Origin of the sequence: Xenorhabdus sp. KK7.4 (assembly GCF_963876465.1) — a bacterium.
In the GTDB taxonomy this organism is placed as follows: Bacteria; Pseudomonadota; Gammaproteobacteria; order Enterobacterales; family Enterobacteriaceae; genus Xenorhabdus; species Xenorhabdus stockiae.
The window spans coordinates 156299-171582 of sequence record NZ_CAWNQF010000001.1; the positions used below are offsets into that span (position 1 = coordinate 156299).

The 15284-nt window shown below is 45.4% G+C and carries 13 protein-coding genes; 8 read left to right on the forward strand and 5 right to left on the reverse strand.

Features of this window, described 5'->3' with window-relative positions:
* Positions 1–421: 421 nt before the first annotated feature.
* Genes hemY through hemC form a run of 4 tightly spaced genes read right to left on the reverse strand, consistent with a single transcriptional unit; the run spans position 422 to position 4618 of the window.
* Positions 422–1630, reverse strand: a complete 1209-nt coding sequence (gene hemY, locus AACS90_RS00710; protein WP_099119947.1) for a protoheme IX biogenesis protein HemY — start codon at positions 1628–1630, stop codon at positions 422–424.
* 2 nt (positions 1631–1632) lie between these two features.
* Positions 1633–2814, reverse strand: a complete 1182-nt coding sequence (gene hemX / locus AACS90_RS00715) for a uroporphyrinogen-III C-methyltransferase (RefSeq protein WP_099119948.1) — start codon at positions 2812–2814, stop codon at positions 1633–1635.
* A 20-nt stretch (positions 2815–2834) separates the two neighbouring features.
* On the reverse strand, positions 2835–3608 hold the full coding sequence (gene hemD, locus AACS90_RS00720) for a uroporphyrinogen-III synthase (protein ID WP_099119949.1): 774 nt from the start codon (positions 3606–3608) through the stop codon (positions 2835–2837).
* Positions 3605–4618 (reverse strand): hydroxymethylbilane synthase, encoded by a 1014-nt coding sequence (gene hemC / locus AACS90_RS00725; protein ID WP_099119950.1) that lies wholly within the window; start codon positions 4616–4618, stop codon positions 3605–3607. The genes hemD and hemC overlap by 4 nt, the downstream gene beginning before the upstream one ends.
* Before the next feature lie 659 nt (positions 4619–5277).
* Here hemC and AACS90_RS00730 point away from each other — a divergent pair.
* The gene (locus AACS90_RS00730; protein WP_099119951.1) at positions 5278–7863 is read left to right on the forward strand and encodes a class I adenylate cyclase; all 2586 of its coding nucleotides are present in this window, start codon (positions 5278–5280) and stop codon (positions 7861–7863) included.
* A 130-nt stretch (positions 7864–7993) separates the two neighbouring features.
* On the opposite strand, the gene cyaY is transcribed toward AACS90_RS00730, so the two are convergent.
* The gene (cyaY, locus tag AACS90_RS00735; protein WP_099119952.1) at positions 7994–8311 is read right to left on the reverse strand and encodes an iron donor protein CyaY; all 318 of its coding nucleotides are present in this window, start codon (positions 8309–8311) and stop codon (positions 7994–7996) included.
* Between the two features lie 76 nt (positions 8312–8387).
* Here cyaY and lptM point away from each other — a divergent pair, with 76 nt between their 5' ends.
* The 7 genes from lptM (at position 8388) to corA (ending at position 15141) form a co-directional block, all read left to right on the forward strand.
* Positions 8388–8603, forward strand: a complete 216-nt coding sequence (gene lptM / locus AACS90_RS00740) for an LPS translocon maturation chaperone LptM (RefSeq protein ID WP_241538153.1) — start codon at positions 8388–8390, stop codon at positions 8601–8603.
* Positions 8604–8639: 36 nt separating this feature from the next.
* Complete coding sequence (gene dapF, locus AACS90_RS00745; RefSeq protein ID WP_099119953.1) at positions 8640–9464, forward strand: diaminopimelate epimerase; 825 nt, start codon at positions 8640–8642, stop codon at positions 9462–9464.
* A gap of 24 nt (positions 9465–9488) precedes the next feature.
* Positions 9489–10193 carry a DUF484 domain-containing protein gene (locus AACS90_RS00750; RefSeq protein WP_099119954.1) on the forward strand — a complete coding sequence of 235 codons (705 nt, stop codon included), beginning with the start codon at positions 9489–9491 and terminating at the stop codon, positions 10191–10193.
* Positions 10190–11104: a tyrosine recombinase XerC gene (gene xerC / locus AACS90_RS00755; protein WP_099119955.1), complete on the forward strand. Its 915-nt coding sequence runs from the start codon at positions 10190–10192 to the stop codon at positions 11102–11104. Before AACS90_RS00750 ends, xerC begins: the two co-directional genes overlap by 4 nt.
* Positions 11104–11820 (forward strand): 5-amino-6-(5-phospho-D-ribitylamino)uracil phosphatase YigB, encoded by a 717-nt coding sequence (gene yigB, locus AACS90_RS00760; protein WP_099119956.1) that lies wholly within the window; start codon positions 11104–11106, stop codon positions 11818–11820. Before xerC ends, yigB begins: the two co-directional genes overlap by 1 nt.
* A gap of 65 nt (positions 11821–11885) precedes the next feature.
* Positions 11886–14051: a DNA helicase II gene (uvrD, locus tag AACS90_RS00765; RefSeq protein ID WP_445286259.1), complete on the forward strand. Its 2166-nt coding sequence runs from the start codon at positions 11886–11888 to the stop codon at positions 14049–14051.
* A gap of 139 nt (positions 14052–14190) precedes the next feature.
* Complete coding sequence (corA, locus tag AACS90_RS00770) at positions 14191–15141, forward strand: magnesium/cobalt transporter CorA (protein WP_099109327.1); 951 nt, start codon at positions 14191–14193, stop codon at positions 15139–15141.
* Positions 15142–15284: the final 143 nt, after the last annotated feature.

A 15284-nucleotide genomic window follows, 5' to 3' on the forward strand; every position in this document is an offset into this window, starting at 1 on the left:
TCTCTTATGCTGTTTTTTCATCGAGTAGACTTTAGATTTAGACCATAGAGTTATTTATGCGCCTAGAATTGGGTGAGGAGAAAATTTGGCATGAAAAATGCATTAGTAAAATCGTAGATGCTCATCCCACTCCTTATGACAGCATAGCTTCATAAACCTCGGGATGATGTAGAGCTGATGCTGGTGCCTATGGTCCATGTTATAGATGAGTAAGCAATTTTCTTTTCATCACGAACCGGACATAACGTTGAGTGAGGCACTATCCGTCTGTAGACCTGATTGTATTTATGCACCTGTCTTTTATCGTGACAGGTGTTTTTTTTTGCCTGTTATTTTCTTTTCTGCATATTGTTCAGCATTTTTGCCATGATTAACGGTGATATCCCTGTCTTAATTGTTAATCATGACAAATTTCTAAAGGTTACGCTTCTTCCGGGGTACTTTCTCGTTTCAGTGTCAGCATAAAGCCTTTAGTACGTATTTGAGCGGCTTCTTCACGTTTATGCAGCCTATCCAGCGCATCAGCAAGCCAGGCGTAATCATGGGCATCAGGACGCTGTGCAAGGGCTGCCTTAAATGCTGTTTCTGCTTTTGCCCACTCGCCGTGACGTAATGCGACTTGCCCCAATGTACTGTTAAGCAGAGGTGTTTCACCATGTTGCTTCAGTAAATGTGACAGTGATTTTTGCACGACCTCGGAATTACCCGCTTTTAAGTGAGGAAGCAGCAGCAACAGCCGGTCATCATATTGTTGCTTTAATCCGTCGAGAATAATTCGCTGTGCAGTTTCATGATCATTACACTCGATCAGATGTTCAGCCATCGCAACCTGTAGCGCTGTTTCATTGCGGATCTTGCGGTGTTGATCTTTCCACCATGCTTTTAATCCGGCACTGCCTTTTTCTGCCATGACCTGATTCATCAGCCCGATATACGCTTGCTGATGCAATTGAGTCATTTGCTCTTCGTCATGCAGGCCCACTTTCTTGATCGCAGGTAAAATATCAATCAGCGACTGGTAGGCACCTGAGCGCATATACGCTTGTTCAGCTAGTCGTAACACTTCCGGATGTCTCGGTGCTGTATCCAGTAACTTATCTACACTGTTACGGGCTGCATGGGTTTCCCCTTGTGCTAACTGGATACGTGTGCGGGTAATATCGACAGGCAGTTGGTCTTTATCCGCAACTTCGGCGGCGCGCTCGATATATTGATTGGTGCGGAAATAATCCCCTCGTTGCTGAGCCGCTTCCGCAGCAAGCAGGTAGTTAACGACAGGGTCTTCCGCATGGTCAGCATTACGTGTCATTAAATGTTCAACCTGTTTGAAGTCCCCCTCAGCCAGCTTGAGTAATGCTTGTCTGGTTTGTAAACGGGCACGCTTACGCTTATAGCCGCCAAAAATCCAGCTATGGGTAAAAGTGCTGGTGCGTTTTAATCTGCGGTAGCACCAGCCGATAAAAATCAGCAGGAATTGCAGCAGAAGGAACATGATCACTAAACCGGTCACGCTGGTAGTGATATCGTAATTGTCGGTCTGGATAAGAACGTATCCCTGATGCCCTGACAGGAAAGGGCCAAGAACAACACCGATAATAAGGATGACAAACAATAATAATATTTTCAGCATCTTCAACCCTCCTGAACAGGTGTTTCCGCCTGAGCTGGGGTATTTTCAGACTTTGGCTGATGCTCGGGTTCCGGCAGAGGTTGAGAAGCCGGCTGATAGATACGCTTACGTACTAAATCGGCCAGAATGGGCTGGCTGCTTAATTGTTCAGGCATTTCAATGGAAAGAGGCTGTTTTTCCAGCGCTTTCACTTCTTCCAGAAAGGTAATTGTGTCGGGCAATGAGGTATCAAAATAAGCGTTCACCCAGGTTGAAACAGATTCTAGTGAGTCGCGATAAGTATCAATTTGTCGGCGGGGAACCGCCTGAGCTGCAATTAACAGTTTAGAGCGAATATTCTCTCGCAGGTAAATTTCCTGCTTTGGTGCTAATAAAGGCTCTTTGGAGCCATCACGCGGTCTGATAGTGATGAAGTTATCCATAAAACTGTGCCAGCTTTTGCTCAGGTTCTGACGCCAGTCAGAGAGTGAAGCACTGATCTCTTTACCGTCTTCATCCATAGGCTTTCCCTGTTCTACTTTATCAACCAGCGGTAAGTTATCTACCTGATTTGATAAGTTATTCAGGGTCAGAATGATGCCATCCAGATCGACTTGTTTAATTTTGGACAGCGTATCCATATCTGCCTTAATCGCTGAACGGGCTGGCATTAAGCTGGAGTCATTCATATCCGCAAGACTGTTATCAGCATCTTTTAGCAGTGCAATGGCGGTGGCGATATCCTGATCCCCCCATATCTTGCGGCTGGCCATTTTCACCAGAAAATTTGCTTGTGCCAGACGCCAGTTCTCAACGTCAGAATTCGTAACGGCAGAAACTCGATCCTGAAGTTCTGCCATGCGGCTGTCTACTTGCTGGATTTGTTGCTGGTTTTTCGTTCCTTCTTTCTGCAAGCCCTGTTTTAACTGTTCAATTTTGCTATCAGCATCCTGCTTATCGACAGATTGCTGTTGTATGAGGGAAGCAACCTGAGTTTGCAGATTGAGGTTTGCAGTTCTTAATGCCTCGTTCTGTTGTTTATTGTGATAATAAAGATAAAGCCCACCGGCGCCTACTGCCAAGGCGATGGCAATTGAGAGAGTACTGCCCACCCATCCATAACTTCTGGATTTGCGAGGAGCCTTTTCAGGCTGCTGAGGGTGTTGTGTCTCAACCGCATCAGTGGATTTCTTTTGTTCCGTCATAATGGACATCCCATATTGGTTTATTCCAGCGCCTGCATTAAGGCGTCATTATCTGCACTCTTGGCTACTTTTATTACTTGCCAGCCCAGTGTCCGGGCGATACTGGCGAGGCGGTCACTGACCACAATCAGTCGGCAATTTAATAACCACGCTTTGCTATTACTACTATCATTAGCGTTACCTTCAGCGCCATCACCTTCAATAACTAAGTTATATAACAGTCGTAACATTTCGCCACTGGTAACAACGATGGTTTTTATACCACACTGCTGCCAGTAACGACTGAACTCAGCTGAATGATATTTGACAGCTCGACGTGCATAGCATTCACAGTAGTCGACTTCTGCTCCTCTTGCCCGCAGGGTTGAAGCAATCATTTCACGGCCACCATTACCCCGGAGTAATAAAACTTTTTTATTCTCCACCTGCTGCAAGGAGGGGAGTTGCAGTAAATCTTCACTTGTTTCTCCCTGCTCTGGCCAGAGAATGCTTTTCCCTGTTTTTTGATGAAAAAACAGGGAAGTTGATTTACCGATACCATAATAAGATAGTCTGTCAGACCATGACAGGCTATCTTGTACAAGCTGCTCACAGGCATAATGAACGGCATTTTTAGATAGCAGAAAAACAAAATCACCTGCCGTTAGCCTTTGCAGTTTATAAGACAGCACTGGCAAATCCGCCCCCGGATGAATTGAAATAAGTGGCGCACTGAATGCCGTTTTACCAGCCGCTTTTAACCGATTAACCAATTCTTCTCCTGCGGGGGCAGGGCGGGTGATTAAGATACTCATGCAGGTAGATCTCTCTGATAAACGTCAGCCAGAATCTGGCCGGCACCTTTCTCCAATAATTCTTCGGCCAGTGAAATACCCGCCTGACAAGCTTCTTCGGATGATATTGCTTTATCACTGCTGATAGTGCTTTTACTACAGCTCGTTCTTTCACTACAGTTCGTTCTTTCACTATAAATAGTTCTTTCGCCCCGGATGATGTTACTACCATCAGGTGCGCCAACAAGCGCTCGTAGCCAGATATTATCGCCCTGCCAGATGGCATAACTACCAATAGGAACCTGACATCCCCCTTCCAGACGGGTATTCATGGCTCGTTCAGCGAGGACACAAATTTCCGTGTTTTTATGATTTAAAGGCGCAAGTAACTCACGGGTCTGCATGTCATCCAGACGGCACTCGATACCAACGGCACCTTGCCCGACAGCAGGAAGCAGTAATTCCGGCGCGAGTGGCATCCGGATGCGATCTTCCAGCCCTAATCTCTTCAGCCCGGCAGCCGCAAGGATAATGGCATCATAATCGCCCTTGTCCAGTTTGCTTAAACGGGTACCAACGTTGCCACGTAAGTCTCGGATCACTAGGTCAGGACGAAGCTGGCGCAGCTGACACTGCCGGCGCAAACTGGATGTTCCGACGATACTGCCGGTTGGGAGGTCATCGAGCGAGGCGTATTCTACTGAAACAAAAGCATCTCGTGGATCTTCCCTTTCACAGATTGTGACCAATCCCAAACCATCAGGAAATTCGACTGGGACATCTTTCATGGAATGAACGGCAATATCAGCGCGATTTTCAAGCATTGCCAGTTCCAGCTCTTTTACAAATAACCCTTTGCCACCAACCTTGGCGAGAGGGGTATCAAGAATGATATCTCCACGGGTGGTCATAGGAATTAATTCAACCTGCAAATCAGGATGAAAATGTTTTAGTTGTTTTTGAACATATCGAGCTTGCCACATAGCCAGAGGGCTTTGGCGAGTCGCAATGCGAATGGTTTTCATTGTCATGGATAATAGTATTGGATAATTGTATTAATTAACGGCAATTGGAGGTTTTTAACCTCAGAAGTGAAAAATAGAACAGTAAAAATAGATCTCTTTTAACACTTCGATAATGTTTTTTCCAGTTAAGAAAAACTCGAATAGTATATAAATATACAGTCTTAATTGGTAAAAATAATTTTAAATATTAAAATAATATTTTAACTAAATAGAGAAAATAAACAAAAAGATTGATTTAAAATCAAATTCCTATTTGTCATTTATCTTTTGTGAAAAAATATAAAGATGTTTATCAATTAAAATTAATCAAATAGTTATCTAAAATTCACTGTTTACAATATGTTATCTGGGCAATATAGAAATTAGATGAATATAAAATCTATTTCAAAAAACATATTTTAGTCTCAAATTTGTGATTAACTTAATATTTTACAAAGAGTTAATTGATTATTTGGGGTTGTAGGACAGGCGAAAAAGTGGTATTGCGGGCTTTACGCTTTAGCTGCAAGGTGTTAAATTGATCACGTTTCCGACAAATAAGTTAGTAAAGAAATCTAAAAATAATTTTTGTAAATTGCACGTTAACAGGAATAAAGCGTTAGCGGGCGCTGGGCCTTAGTGGAAACTGGCGATTGTAAGCACTGAAACTGAAGCAGGCAAAACACTTGTATCTTTATATTGAAACGCTGAAGCAGCGGCTGGATGCAATTAATCAGCTTAGGTTAGAGCGTGCGACTGACTCGATGAGTGCCACGTTTAAGCAGGTTTATAATTTAATTCCAGTATTATTACATTATCATCACCCAATGATGCCGGGTTATATCGAAAACGACGTTCCTCATGGCGTTTGTTTTTTTAAACCTGATGAAACCCAGCTATTTTGGATTAACGATATGGAATACCAGCCAGCTGGTGTTTTATCTCATTCCTCTAATGGTGAATTGCCAATTGCGGGTATTTACTCGATGGGCAGCACCTCTTCTATCGGGCAAAGCTGCTCTTCTGACTTAGATATTTGGGTTTGCCATCAATCATGGCTGGATAATAGTGAAAAAGATTCATTGGAACAGAAATGCAGTTTAATACAACAGTGGGCTGCCTCACTGGGTATTGAGGTTACATTTTTTCTGATCGATGAGAATCGTTTTCGCCATAATACCAGCGGTAGCCTGAATGGTGAAGATTGTGGTTCAACGCAGTATATCCTTCTGCTGGATGAATTTTATCGCACTGCGGTTCGGATGGCGGGTAAACGCCTGCTGTGGGCGATGGTTCCTGTGGAAGAAGAAGCAAATTACGATGATTATGTCACCTCTTTATATGCTCAGGGGGTTTTAACACCTAATGAGTGGCTGGATCTTGGAGGGTTGGCGGAGTTATCGGCAGAAGAATATTTTGGTGCCAGTTTATGGCAACTTTATAAAAGTGTCGATTCTCCTTATAAAGCCGTATTGAAAAGCCTGTTGCTGGAAGCCTATTCCTGGGAATATCCCAATAGTAAATTGCTGGCGACAGAAATGAAGCAACATTTCCATGAAGGCTTAATTGTCTCTTATGGTCTTGATGCTTATTGCATGATGCTTGACCGTGTTACCCATTACCTGACGGCGACTAACGATATGACGCGTCTGGATTTAGCCCGGCGCTGCTTTTATCTGAAAGTTTGTGAAAAAACTGAGAGTAGTGATGCTGCTCAGGGATGTACTGGATGGCGGCGGCAGGTTATTGCTCAGTTAGTACAGGAATGGGGATGGGATACTGAGAAACTGGCGATACTGAATAACCGCAATTCATGGAAAATTGAGCAGGTACGTACAGCGCATAATGAGTTGCTGGATACCATGATGCAGAGTTATCGCAACCTTATCCGTTTTGCCCGGCGTAACAATTTAAGTGTGAGTGCTAGCCCGCAGGACATCGGCGTATTGACTCGTAAGTTGTATGCTGCGTTTGAAGCACTGCCTGGCAAAATCACATTAGTTAACCCACAAATTTCACCGGATCTGTCAGAACAGGATCTGACATTTATTTATGTTCCCCCGGGGCGGGCAAATCGCAGTGGCTGGTATCTTTACAACCGTGCCCCGACAATAGAATCTATCATTGGTCACCAGCCGCTGGAATATAATCGTTATTTAAATAAGCTGGTGTCATGGACCTATTTCAACGGATTGCTGACGGAAAAAACCCGCCTTCATATTCGCAATGGTGATTCTCAGGCAGACAAAAAGAATTTGGCCGATTTAGTCAACGATATTTCCACTCATTTCCCGATTCGTTTGCCTGCACCGACACCAAAAGCACTATATAGTCCCTGTGAGATCCGCCATCTGGCAATTATTGTTAATTTAGAAACTGATCCAACTACCCGGTTTTCCGATCAGATTGTGCATTTTGATTTCAGAAAATTAGATATCCTGAGTTTTGGTGAATCACAGCAGTGTATGGTGAGCAGCATTGATCTGCTTTACCGTAATTCATGGAATGAAGTGAGAACGCTGCATTTTAATGGTGAACAATCCATGCTGGAAGCGCTGAAAACCATTCTGGGCAAAATGCATCGTGACGCTGAGCCTCCAGCTAGCGTTGAAGTTTTTTGTTACAGTCGGCACTTGCGTGGATTGATTTGTACCCGTGTTAGGCAATTGGTTTCAGAGTGTATCGAATTACGCCTTTCCAGTAATCGTCAGGATCTTGATCGCTGCAAGGTATTACGTATTTCCGGTCAAACCTGGGGGCTGTTTTTTGAACGGTTGAATGTTTCAGTACAGAAACTGGAAAATGCGGTTGAGTTTTACAATGCAATTTCAAATACCAAGCTGCATGGTTTACCGATTAGAGTTGATAACAAAGACAAACAGCTGCCTTCTATTATTGACGGATTTGCCTGCGAGGGAATAATTCAGTTTTTCTTTGAGAATATTGAGGGTACTCAGGGTTTCAACATTTATATACTTGATGAATCAAACAAGGTAGAGATTTACCCTCATTGCGAAGGAAGTAAAGAAGAGCTGGTACGTGATGTCAGCCGTTTTTATTCTTCATCCCATGATCGATTCACTTATGGTTCCAGCTTTATCAATTTTAACCTGCCACAGTTCTATCAGATCATAAAGAAGGGTGAACGCACTCATGTAGCTCCATTTATGGATGGGCAGTCACTGCTGGATCATGAGACAGATAGTGTTACCGTGCTGGAGACGGGTGAAGCAATGAGGGCGAATAGTCAGTACCATTCTTGCCACTATTGAATTTAGTGAGCCATCGCTGGAATAGCCGGGCGTTTTTCACACATATTTGTCATAAAAGTGCCGTATTTTCGATACGGCACAAATGCCGATAATTGCAGCTCTATATAAAAGCTAGCTAAATAGCAACGAGCTAAAACAGGAAAGGCTCGCCGCTCTGCTCGGTGATTGCTTGTCCCAACATAGAAAGGAAGTAGTTGCCACTACGGTCGCAAACCCATTGGTTATCGCGATAATCGAAGTGATAACCTCCATTTTTAGTTGCCAGCCAGATTTGATGAAAAGGTTCCTGTCGATTGATAATGATTTTGCTACCATTATCAAAACTCAGCGTCATGACACCGCCATTGGTTTCACAGTCAATATCTGCATCACCTTCATAATTATCCAATTGTTCTTCAATGTGTGACATCAATTGATCGGCCAATTGATGAAATTCGCTATCGTTCATATTCATTTCCTATTTGCTTTTCAGGGCCTAACTGCGATTATAGAGAGTATTGGCGTATGAATCACAGGCATTAATTATGATGAACAAACAATTCCGTTGGTCACTTGCTATCATAACATTACTCTCTGTTACAGGTTGTGGCCTGAAAGGTCCTCTTTACTTCCCTCCGGCAGAGCCAGCGGCACCTCAGGTTTCAGGTAATAAAACACAGCCTGCGGGTCATGTTTCTCAGGACAGCACGTCTAATAAAAACGATACTTCTAAAAACAATATCTCAGCGAGTGCCCAATAAGCGTGAGCTGGTGATGGGCTTTCATTGGAGTGGTATATGCAATTCTCCAAAATGCATGGTCTTGGCAATGATTTCATGGTTGTTGATGCAGTAACCCAGAATGTTTATTTTTCACCGGAATTAATCTGCCGGTTGTCAGATAGACATACTGGCGTAGGATTTGATCAACTGTTGGTTGTTGAAGCACCCTATGATCCTGATTTAGATTTTCATTATCGTATTTTTAACGCGGATGGCAGTGAAGTATCTCAATGTGGCAATGGAGCACGTTGTTTTGCCCGTTTTGTTCGTTTACGGGGATTGACGAATAAGCGTGATATTAAAGTCAGTACACAGGCAGGCCAAATGGTACTGAGCATCAATCATGATGATCAGGTCTGTGTCAATATGGGGGAACCTGTCTTTGAACCCCAGTCTGTTCCCTTTCGCGCGAATAAAGCCGAGAAAACTTATATCATCCGGGTTATGGAGCGCACTGTGCTCTGTGGTGTCGTATCAATGGGGAATCCCCACTGTGTTATTCAGGTTGATAACGTGGACACGGCAGATGTTGAGGTACTCGGTCCTGTTCTGGAACGTCATGAACGTTTTCCTGAGAGAGTAAACGTTGGTTTTATGCAGGTCGTAAGTCGTAACCATATCCGTTTACGTGTATTTGAACGGGGTGCCGGAGAAACTCGGGCATGCGGCAGTGGTGCGTGTGCGGCTGTTGCGATTGGTATTCAGCAAGGTCTGCTGGATAAACAGGTTCGTGTTGATTTGCCCGGTGGTTCTTTGCAAATTCGTTGGGATGGGCCGGGGCAGCCACTTTATAAGACCGGGCCTGCAACTCACGTTTATGACGGTACAATTCACTTGTAATTGTGAAATATAAGGCATTGGAAAATGGGTAAAGAAAACGAACCATTACATACTGAAAGCATGTTGGATGATCAGATGGTGGTGGATTATCTGTTGGATAACCCCAATTTTTTTATCCGTAATGCTAATGCAGTTGACAGGATACAGGTTCCTCATCCGGTACGTGAATGTGTTTCTCTGATGGAATGGCATATGAACCGCCAGAGAAAACGGATCGGTTATCTGGAAGACGATCTGGTACATCTGGTGGAGCAGGCAAAACAGAATGAGATCCTGTTTAACCGCCTGCTGCAATTGCTTGCTGAACTTTCTGCTGCCGAAAGTTTGCAGGGTTTTCTTTCCCGTTTGAGTGCCTGGGCTAAAACACTGGGTCTGAGTAACTGCTATATCCGGCTGTTTTCTGATAAGTGGTTGCTTGGCGCTCCTCTGAATGCGCCGGATTTGTCGATATCCCGTAATGCTTTTGAATCTGTCCGTATTCAGCGATTCGGCGATAGTAACCATTATCTTGGGCGGTTACATGGCCCGGAAATTTTATTGTTGATGCCTCAGGCCCGTCATGTCGGTTCTGTCGCAGTGTCTCTTTTAGGAATGCGGGGAGAGCTGGGCATGGTGATCTTCAATAGTCATGATAAACAACATTATTACGCGGGCATGGGAACGGATCTGCTGGATCAGTTAGCGAAACTATTACCGGGGTTACTGTCCCGTTGGGTCGAGCGAGCATGAGCCAGCCAATTGATTCACTCCTTGAGTCAGTAGAGGCTTTCCTGCATTACCTGCGGGTTGAGCGCCGTTTAAGCCCGATGACAATAATCAATTATCGCCGACATTTGACGGTGCTGGCCGAAATGTCACTGGAAATGGGCATAACTGAGTGGCAGGCACTTGATGTCACCAAAGTCAGAATGTTCGCTACCCGTAGTCGTCGGGCTGGATTACAGTCTGCCAGCCTTGCCCTGCGTCTTTCTTCCCTGCGAAGTTTCCTTGACTGGATGGTCACGCAGGAAAAAATGGAAGCTAATCCGGCGAAAGTTGTTAGCACGCCACGTAAAAAACAGCATCTACCTAAGAACATGGATGTCGATGAGGTAAATCAGCTCCTCAATATTGATCTGAATGATCCGTTGTCCGTGCGTGACAGAACAATGATGGAAGTCATGTATGGTGCGGGCTTACGTTTGTCAGAGCTGGTTGGGCTGGATTGTCGGCATCTGGATTTGGAAAGCGGTGAAGTCTGGGTATATGGTAAGGGCAGTAAGGAGCGTAAAGTCCCTGTCGGCAGAATTGCACTGGAATGGTTGCAACGCTGGCTGGTCATGCGGGAATTGTTTGAACCGGAAGATAATGCTGTTTTCATTTCGACCCAAAGTGGTAAACGGATGTCTACACGTAATGTGCAAAAGCGATTTGAACAATGGGGAATTCGTCAGGGAGTAAACAGCCATATTCACCCCCATAAACTGCGTCATTCGTTTGCGACACATATTCTGGAATCCAGTGGTGATCTTCGGGCAGTGCAGGAGCTGTTGGGCCATGCGAATTTATCGACGACCCAAATATACACCCATCTGGATTTTCAACACTTAGCCAAAGTTTATGATGTGGCTCACCCCAGAGCAAAAAGAGGGAAATCATAATGCGTTTTTATCGGCCTCTCACGCCGTTAGCGGCGATGACATTCGATCTGGATGATACACTTTACGATAATCATCCCGTTATCGACAGAACCGAAAAAGAAGTATTGTGTTTTATCAGGCAGTACGATAGCAAATTCAGCCATTTTGGCCGTGAAGATCTGTATGTATACCGTCAGGCGGTGCTTGAGATGGAGCCTGAAATATACCACGATGTAACATTATGGCGGCGGCAATCCGCAGAGCTGATGTTCAGCTATCACGGTTTTAACCGTGATGAGGCGATACGTGGTGCGGATGAGATTATGTCCTGTTTCACTTATTGGCGTAATCAGATTACAGTACCGGAATCCACGCATAACACCTTATCGGTACTGGCAGAGAAAATACCGCTGGTGGCGATCACCAATGGTAATGCAGAACCCGCTGAATGTGGTCTTGCCCCTTATTTCAAATTTGTACTCAAAGCCGGCGTGGACGGGCGTTCCAAACCTTATCCGGATATGTACCATCTGGCGGCTGAACGGCTGGCATTGCCGGCAAATCAAATCCTGCATGTTGGTGATAATTTACAGACAGATGTTGAAGGCGCAATTCTCAGCGGTATGCAGGCTTGCTGGATCAATATTGAAAATAAAAATCTCATGCAGGAACCGGAAGGGCGACTGGTTCCACATGTTGAGATTTCTGACTTGGATTCTCTGATCGCACTGATATAATTTCAGACTGTAAATCTGTATAAAAAAACAGTGACAGCGGTCATTGCTAACAACTGATGGTAATTATGGACGTCTCTTATCTGCTCGAAAGCCTGAATGATAAACAACGTGAAGCCGTTGCAGCACCCCGTACCAATATGCTGGTACTGGCTGGAGCCGGTAGTGGTAAAACCCGCGTATTGGTGCACCGGATCGCCTGGTTACTGTCAGTTGAACATGCCTCACCTTTTTCCATTATGGCGGTGACATTTACCAATAAAGCCGCAGCGGAAATGCGCCATCGTATTGAGCACTTGATCGGCACCAGTCAGGGCGGCATGTGGATTGGAACATTCCATAGTCTGGCTCATCGTTTACTGCGGGCCCATCATTTAGATGCCAATCTGCCTCAGGACTTTCAGATTCTTGACAGTGATGATCAGCTGCGTCTGATCAAGCGGATCATTAAGGCGATGAATCTGGATGACAAACAGTGGCCTGTACGTCAGGGGATGTGGTACATCAACGGTAAAAAAGATGAAGGTTTGCGCCCTCGCCATATTGAAAGCTACGGCAATCCGGTAGAAGTTACATGGCTGAAAATCTATCAGGCTTATCAGGAAGCCTGCGATCGGGCCGGACTGGTGGATTTCGCTGAGCTGTTGTTACGTGCTCATGAGCTGTGGCTGAATAAACCGCAAATATTGCAACATTATCGCGATCGTTTTACTAATATTCTGGTAGACGAATTTCAGGATACCAACAGTATTCAATACGCATGGATCCGTCTGTTAGCAGGGGATTCAGGCAGAGTTATGATTGTGGGTGATGATGATCAGTCTATTTATGGCTGGAGAGGGGCGCAGGTAGAAAACATCCAGCGTTTCCTGAAGGATTTCCCCGCAGCAGAAACTATTCGTCTGGAACAAAATTACCGTTCTACCAGTAACATACTTAAAGCCGCCAATGCCCTGATTGCACATAACAGTGATCGTCTGGGTAAAAATCTGTGGACAGAAGGCAGTGAAGGAGAACCTATCTCACTTTACTCGGCTTTTAATGAGCTAGATGAGGCGCGTTATGTGGTCAGTCGCCTGAAGAACTGGCTGGATAACGGAGGCGCTTTGAAAGAGTGCGCGATCCTGTATCGCAGCAATGCCCAGTCCCGTGTATTGGAAGAAGCATTATTACAGGCTTCCATGCCTTACCGGATCTATGGTGGCCAGCGCTTCTTCGAACGGCAGGAAATCAAAGATGCGTTGTCTTATCTGCGCTTAGTGGCAAACCGTAATGATGACGCGGCTTTTGAGAGAGTAGTGAATACACCGACCCGGGGAATTGGGGACAGAACTCTTGATGTTGTGCGCCAGATGGCGCGTGATCAGCAGAAGACACTCTGGGAAAGCAGCCAGTTGTTGATTCAGGAAAAGGTACTGGCAGGTCGGGCAGCATCAGCTTTACAACGTTTTATCGAATTAATTAACGCGCTGGAAACGGAAACACAGGAAATGTCGCTGCATGTGCAGACTGATCGGGTTATCCGGGATTCTGGCCTGTGGGCGATGTACCAACAGGAAAAAGGTGAGAAAGCACAGGCGCGTATCGAAAACCTTGAGGAGCTGGTTACTGCGACCCGTCAGTTCAGCTATCAGGATGAAGACGAAGATATGATGCCGTTGCAGGCTTTTCTGTCTCATGCTGCGCTTGAAGCTGGGGAAGGGCAGGCAGATGCCTATCAGGATTCTGTCCAGCTGATGACCCTGCATTCGGCAAAAGGGCTGGAATTCAGGCAGGTCTTTATTGTTGGCATGGAAGAGGGGATGTTTCCAAGCCAAATGTCCATTGATGAAGGAGGGCGTCTGGAAGAAGAGCGCCGTCTGGCTTATGTCGGTGTGACAAGGGCAATGGAAAAACTGACGCTGACTTATGCTGAAAGTCGCCGTTTATATGGTAAAGAGGTGTACCATCGCCCATCGCGTTTTGTTGGTGAGTTACCGACAGAATGTGTCACTGAAGTTCGTCTGAGGGCAACAGTATCCAGACCGGTGAGCCATAAGCGGCTGGGAACCCCGATCAGCGCCAATGATAGTGGCTACGCTTTAGGGCAACGAGTTCGTCATCCTAAATTCGGTGAAGGAACGATTGTTAATATTGAAGGCAGTGGAGAGCATTGCCGTTTGCAGATCGCGTTTCAGGGTGAAGGCATCAAGTGGCTGGTCGCCGCTTATGCCAGACTTGAAACCGGCCAATAATAATCCGGTCGAATGTTGACAGGCTTTTTCTTCTAGACCCTATGGATTTCAAAAAAGAGGCAGTTTGAAATACGACGGGTATAAGCGTAACATTCGCGCCTTACGATCAACGTAGGGAGTATAAGGAGACTTATGGTACATGCTGAACGCATTTAAATTAGAGAATAATCGCCTGCTCCGTCTTGAACTTGAAGAAGGTGATACATTATCCGACTCCATGTGGGTAGATTTGGTTGGGCTGGGAGATGATGATCGACTCCGGGTTCAGAACGAATTAGGACAAATTCTGGCGACCCGCACTGAGCTGGATGATATCGAGGCTTCGGCGCGTTTTTTTGAAGATGAAGATGGCCTGCACGTCCACTCATTCTTCTATTTTGAAGACGCCGAAGACCATGCTGGCAACTCGACAGTCGCATTTACCATTCGTGACGGTCGTCTCTACACATTGCGAGAGCGTGAACTCCCTGCATTCCGATTATACCGAATGCGCGCCCGCAACCAGACTATGGTTGACGGGAATGCTTATGAGCTACTGCTGGACTTATTCGAAACCAAGATCGAACAGCTGGCAGATGTCATTGAAAATATCTACAGTGTGCTGGAATCCCTGAGCCGGGTCATTATGAACGGTAAACAAGGGGATGAATTTGATTCAGCCCTGTCCAATCTTGCTGAGCAGGAAGACATTGGCTGGAAAGTGCGCCTTTGTCTGATGGATAGCCAGCGCGCGCTGAACTTCCTTGTGCGTCGTGCCCGTTTGCCTGCTAACCAGTTAGAACAGGCGCGTGAAATCCTGCGGGATATCGAATCCCTGTTGCCACATAATGAGTCCCTGTTCCAGAAAGTTAACTTCCTGATGCAGGCGGCGATGGGCTTTATTAACATCGAACAGAGCCGGATTATCAAGATATTCTCCGTTGTTTCTGTTGTGTTCCTGCCCCCGACGCTGGTGGCTTCCAGCTACGGTATGAACTTCGAATTTATGCCGGAGTTACACTGGACATTTGGTTATCCGGCAGCTATTGGAGTGATGATTGCTGCGGGACTGGCACCTTACCTCTACTTTAAGCGGAAAAACTGGCTGTAACCTTTCCGGCTTCCACTCTTTAAGTCGCCGCTCTTTTGGCGGCTTCTACGGCCTCCAGTTACATAGTCAGTTATGTTTCTGGGGGCGTTTATCTTTATACTATGACGCGAAGTATCTGCTATAGGTTGTTAATGATAAATCAC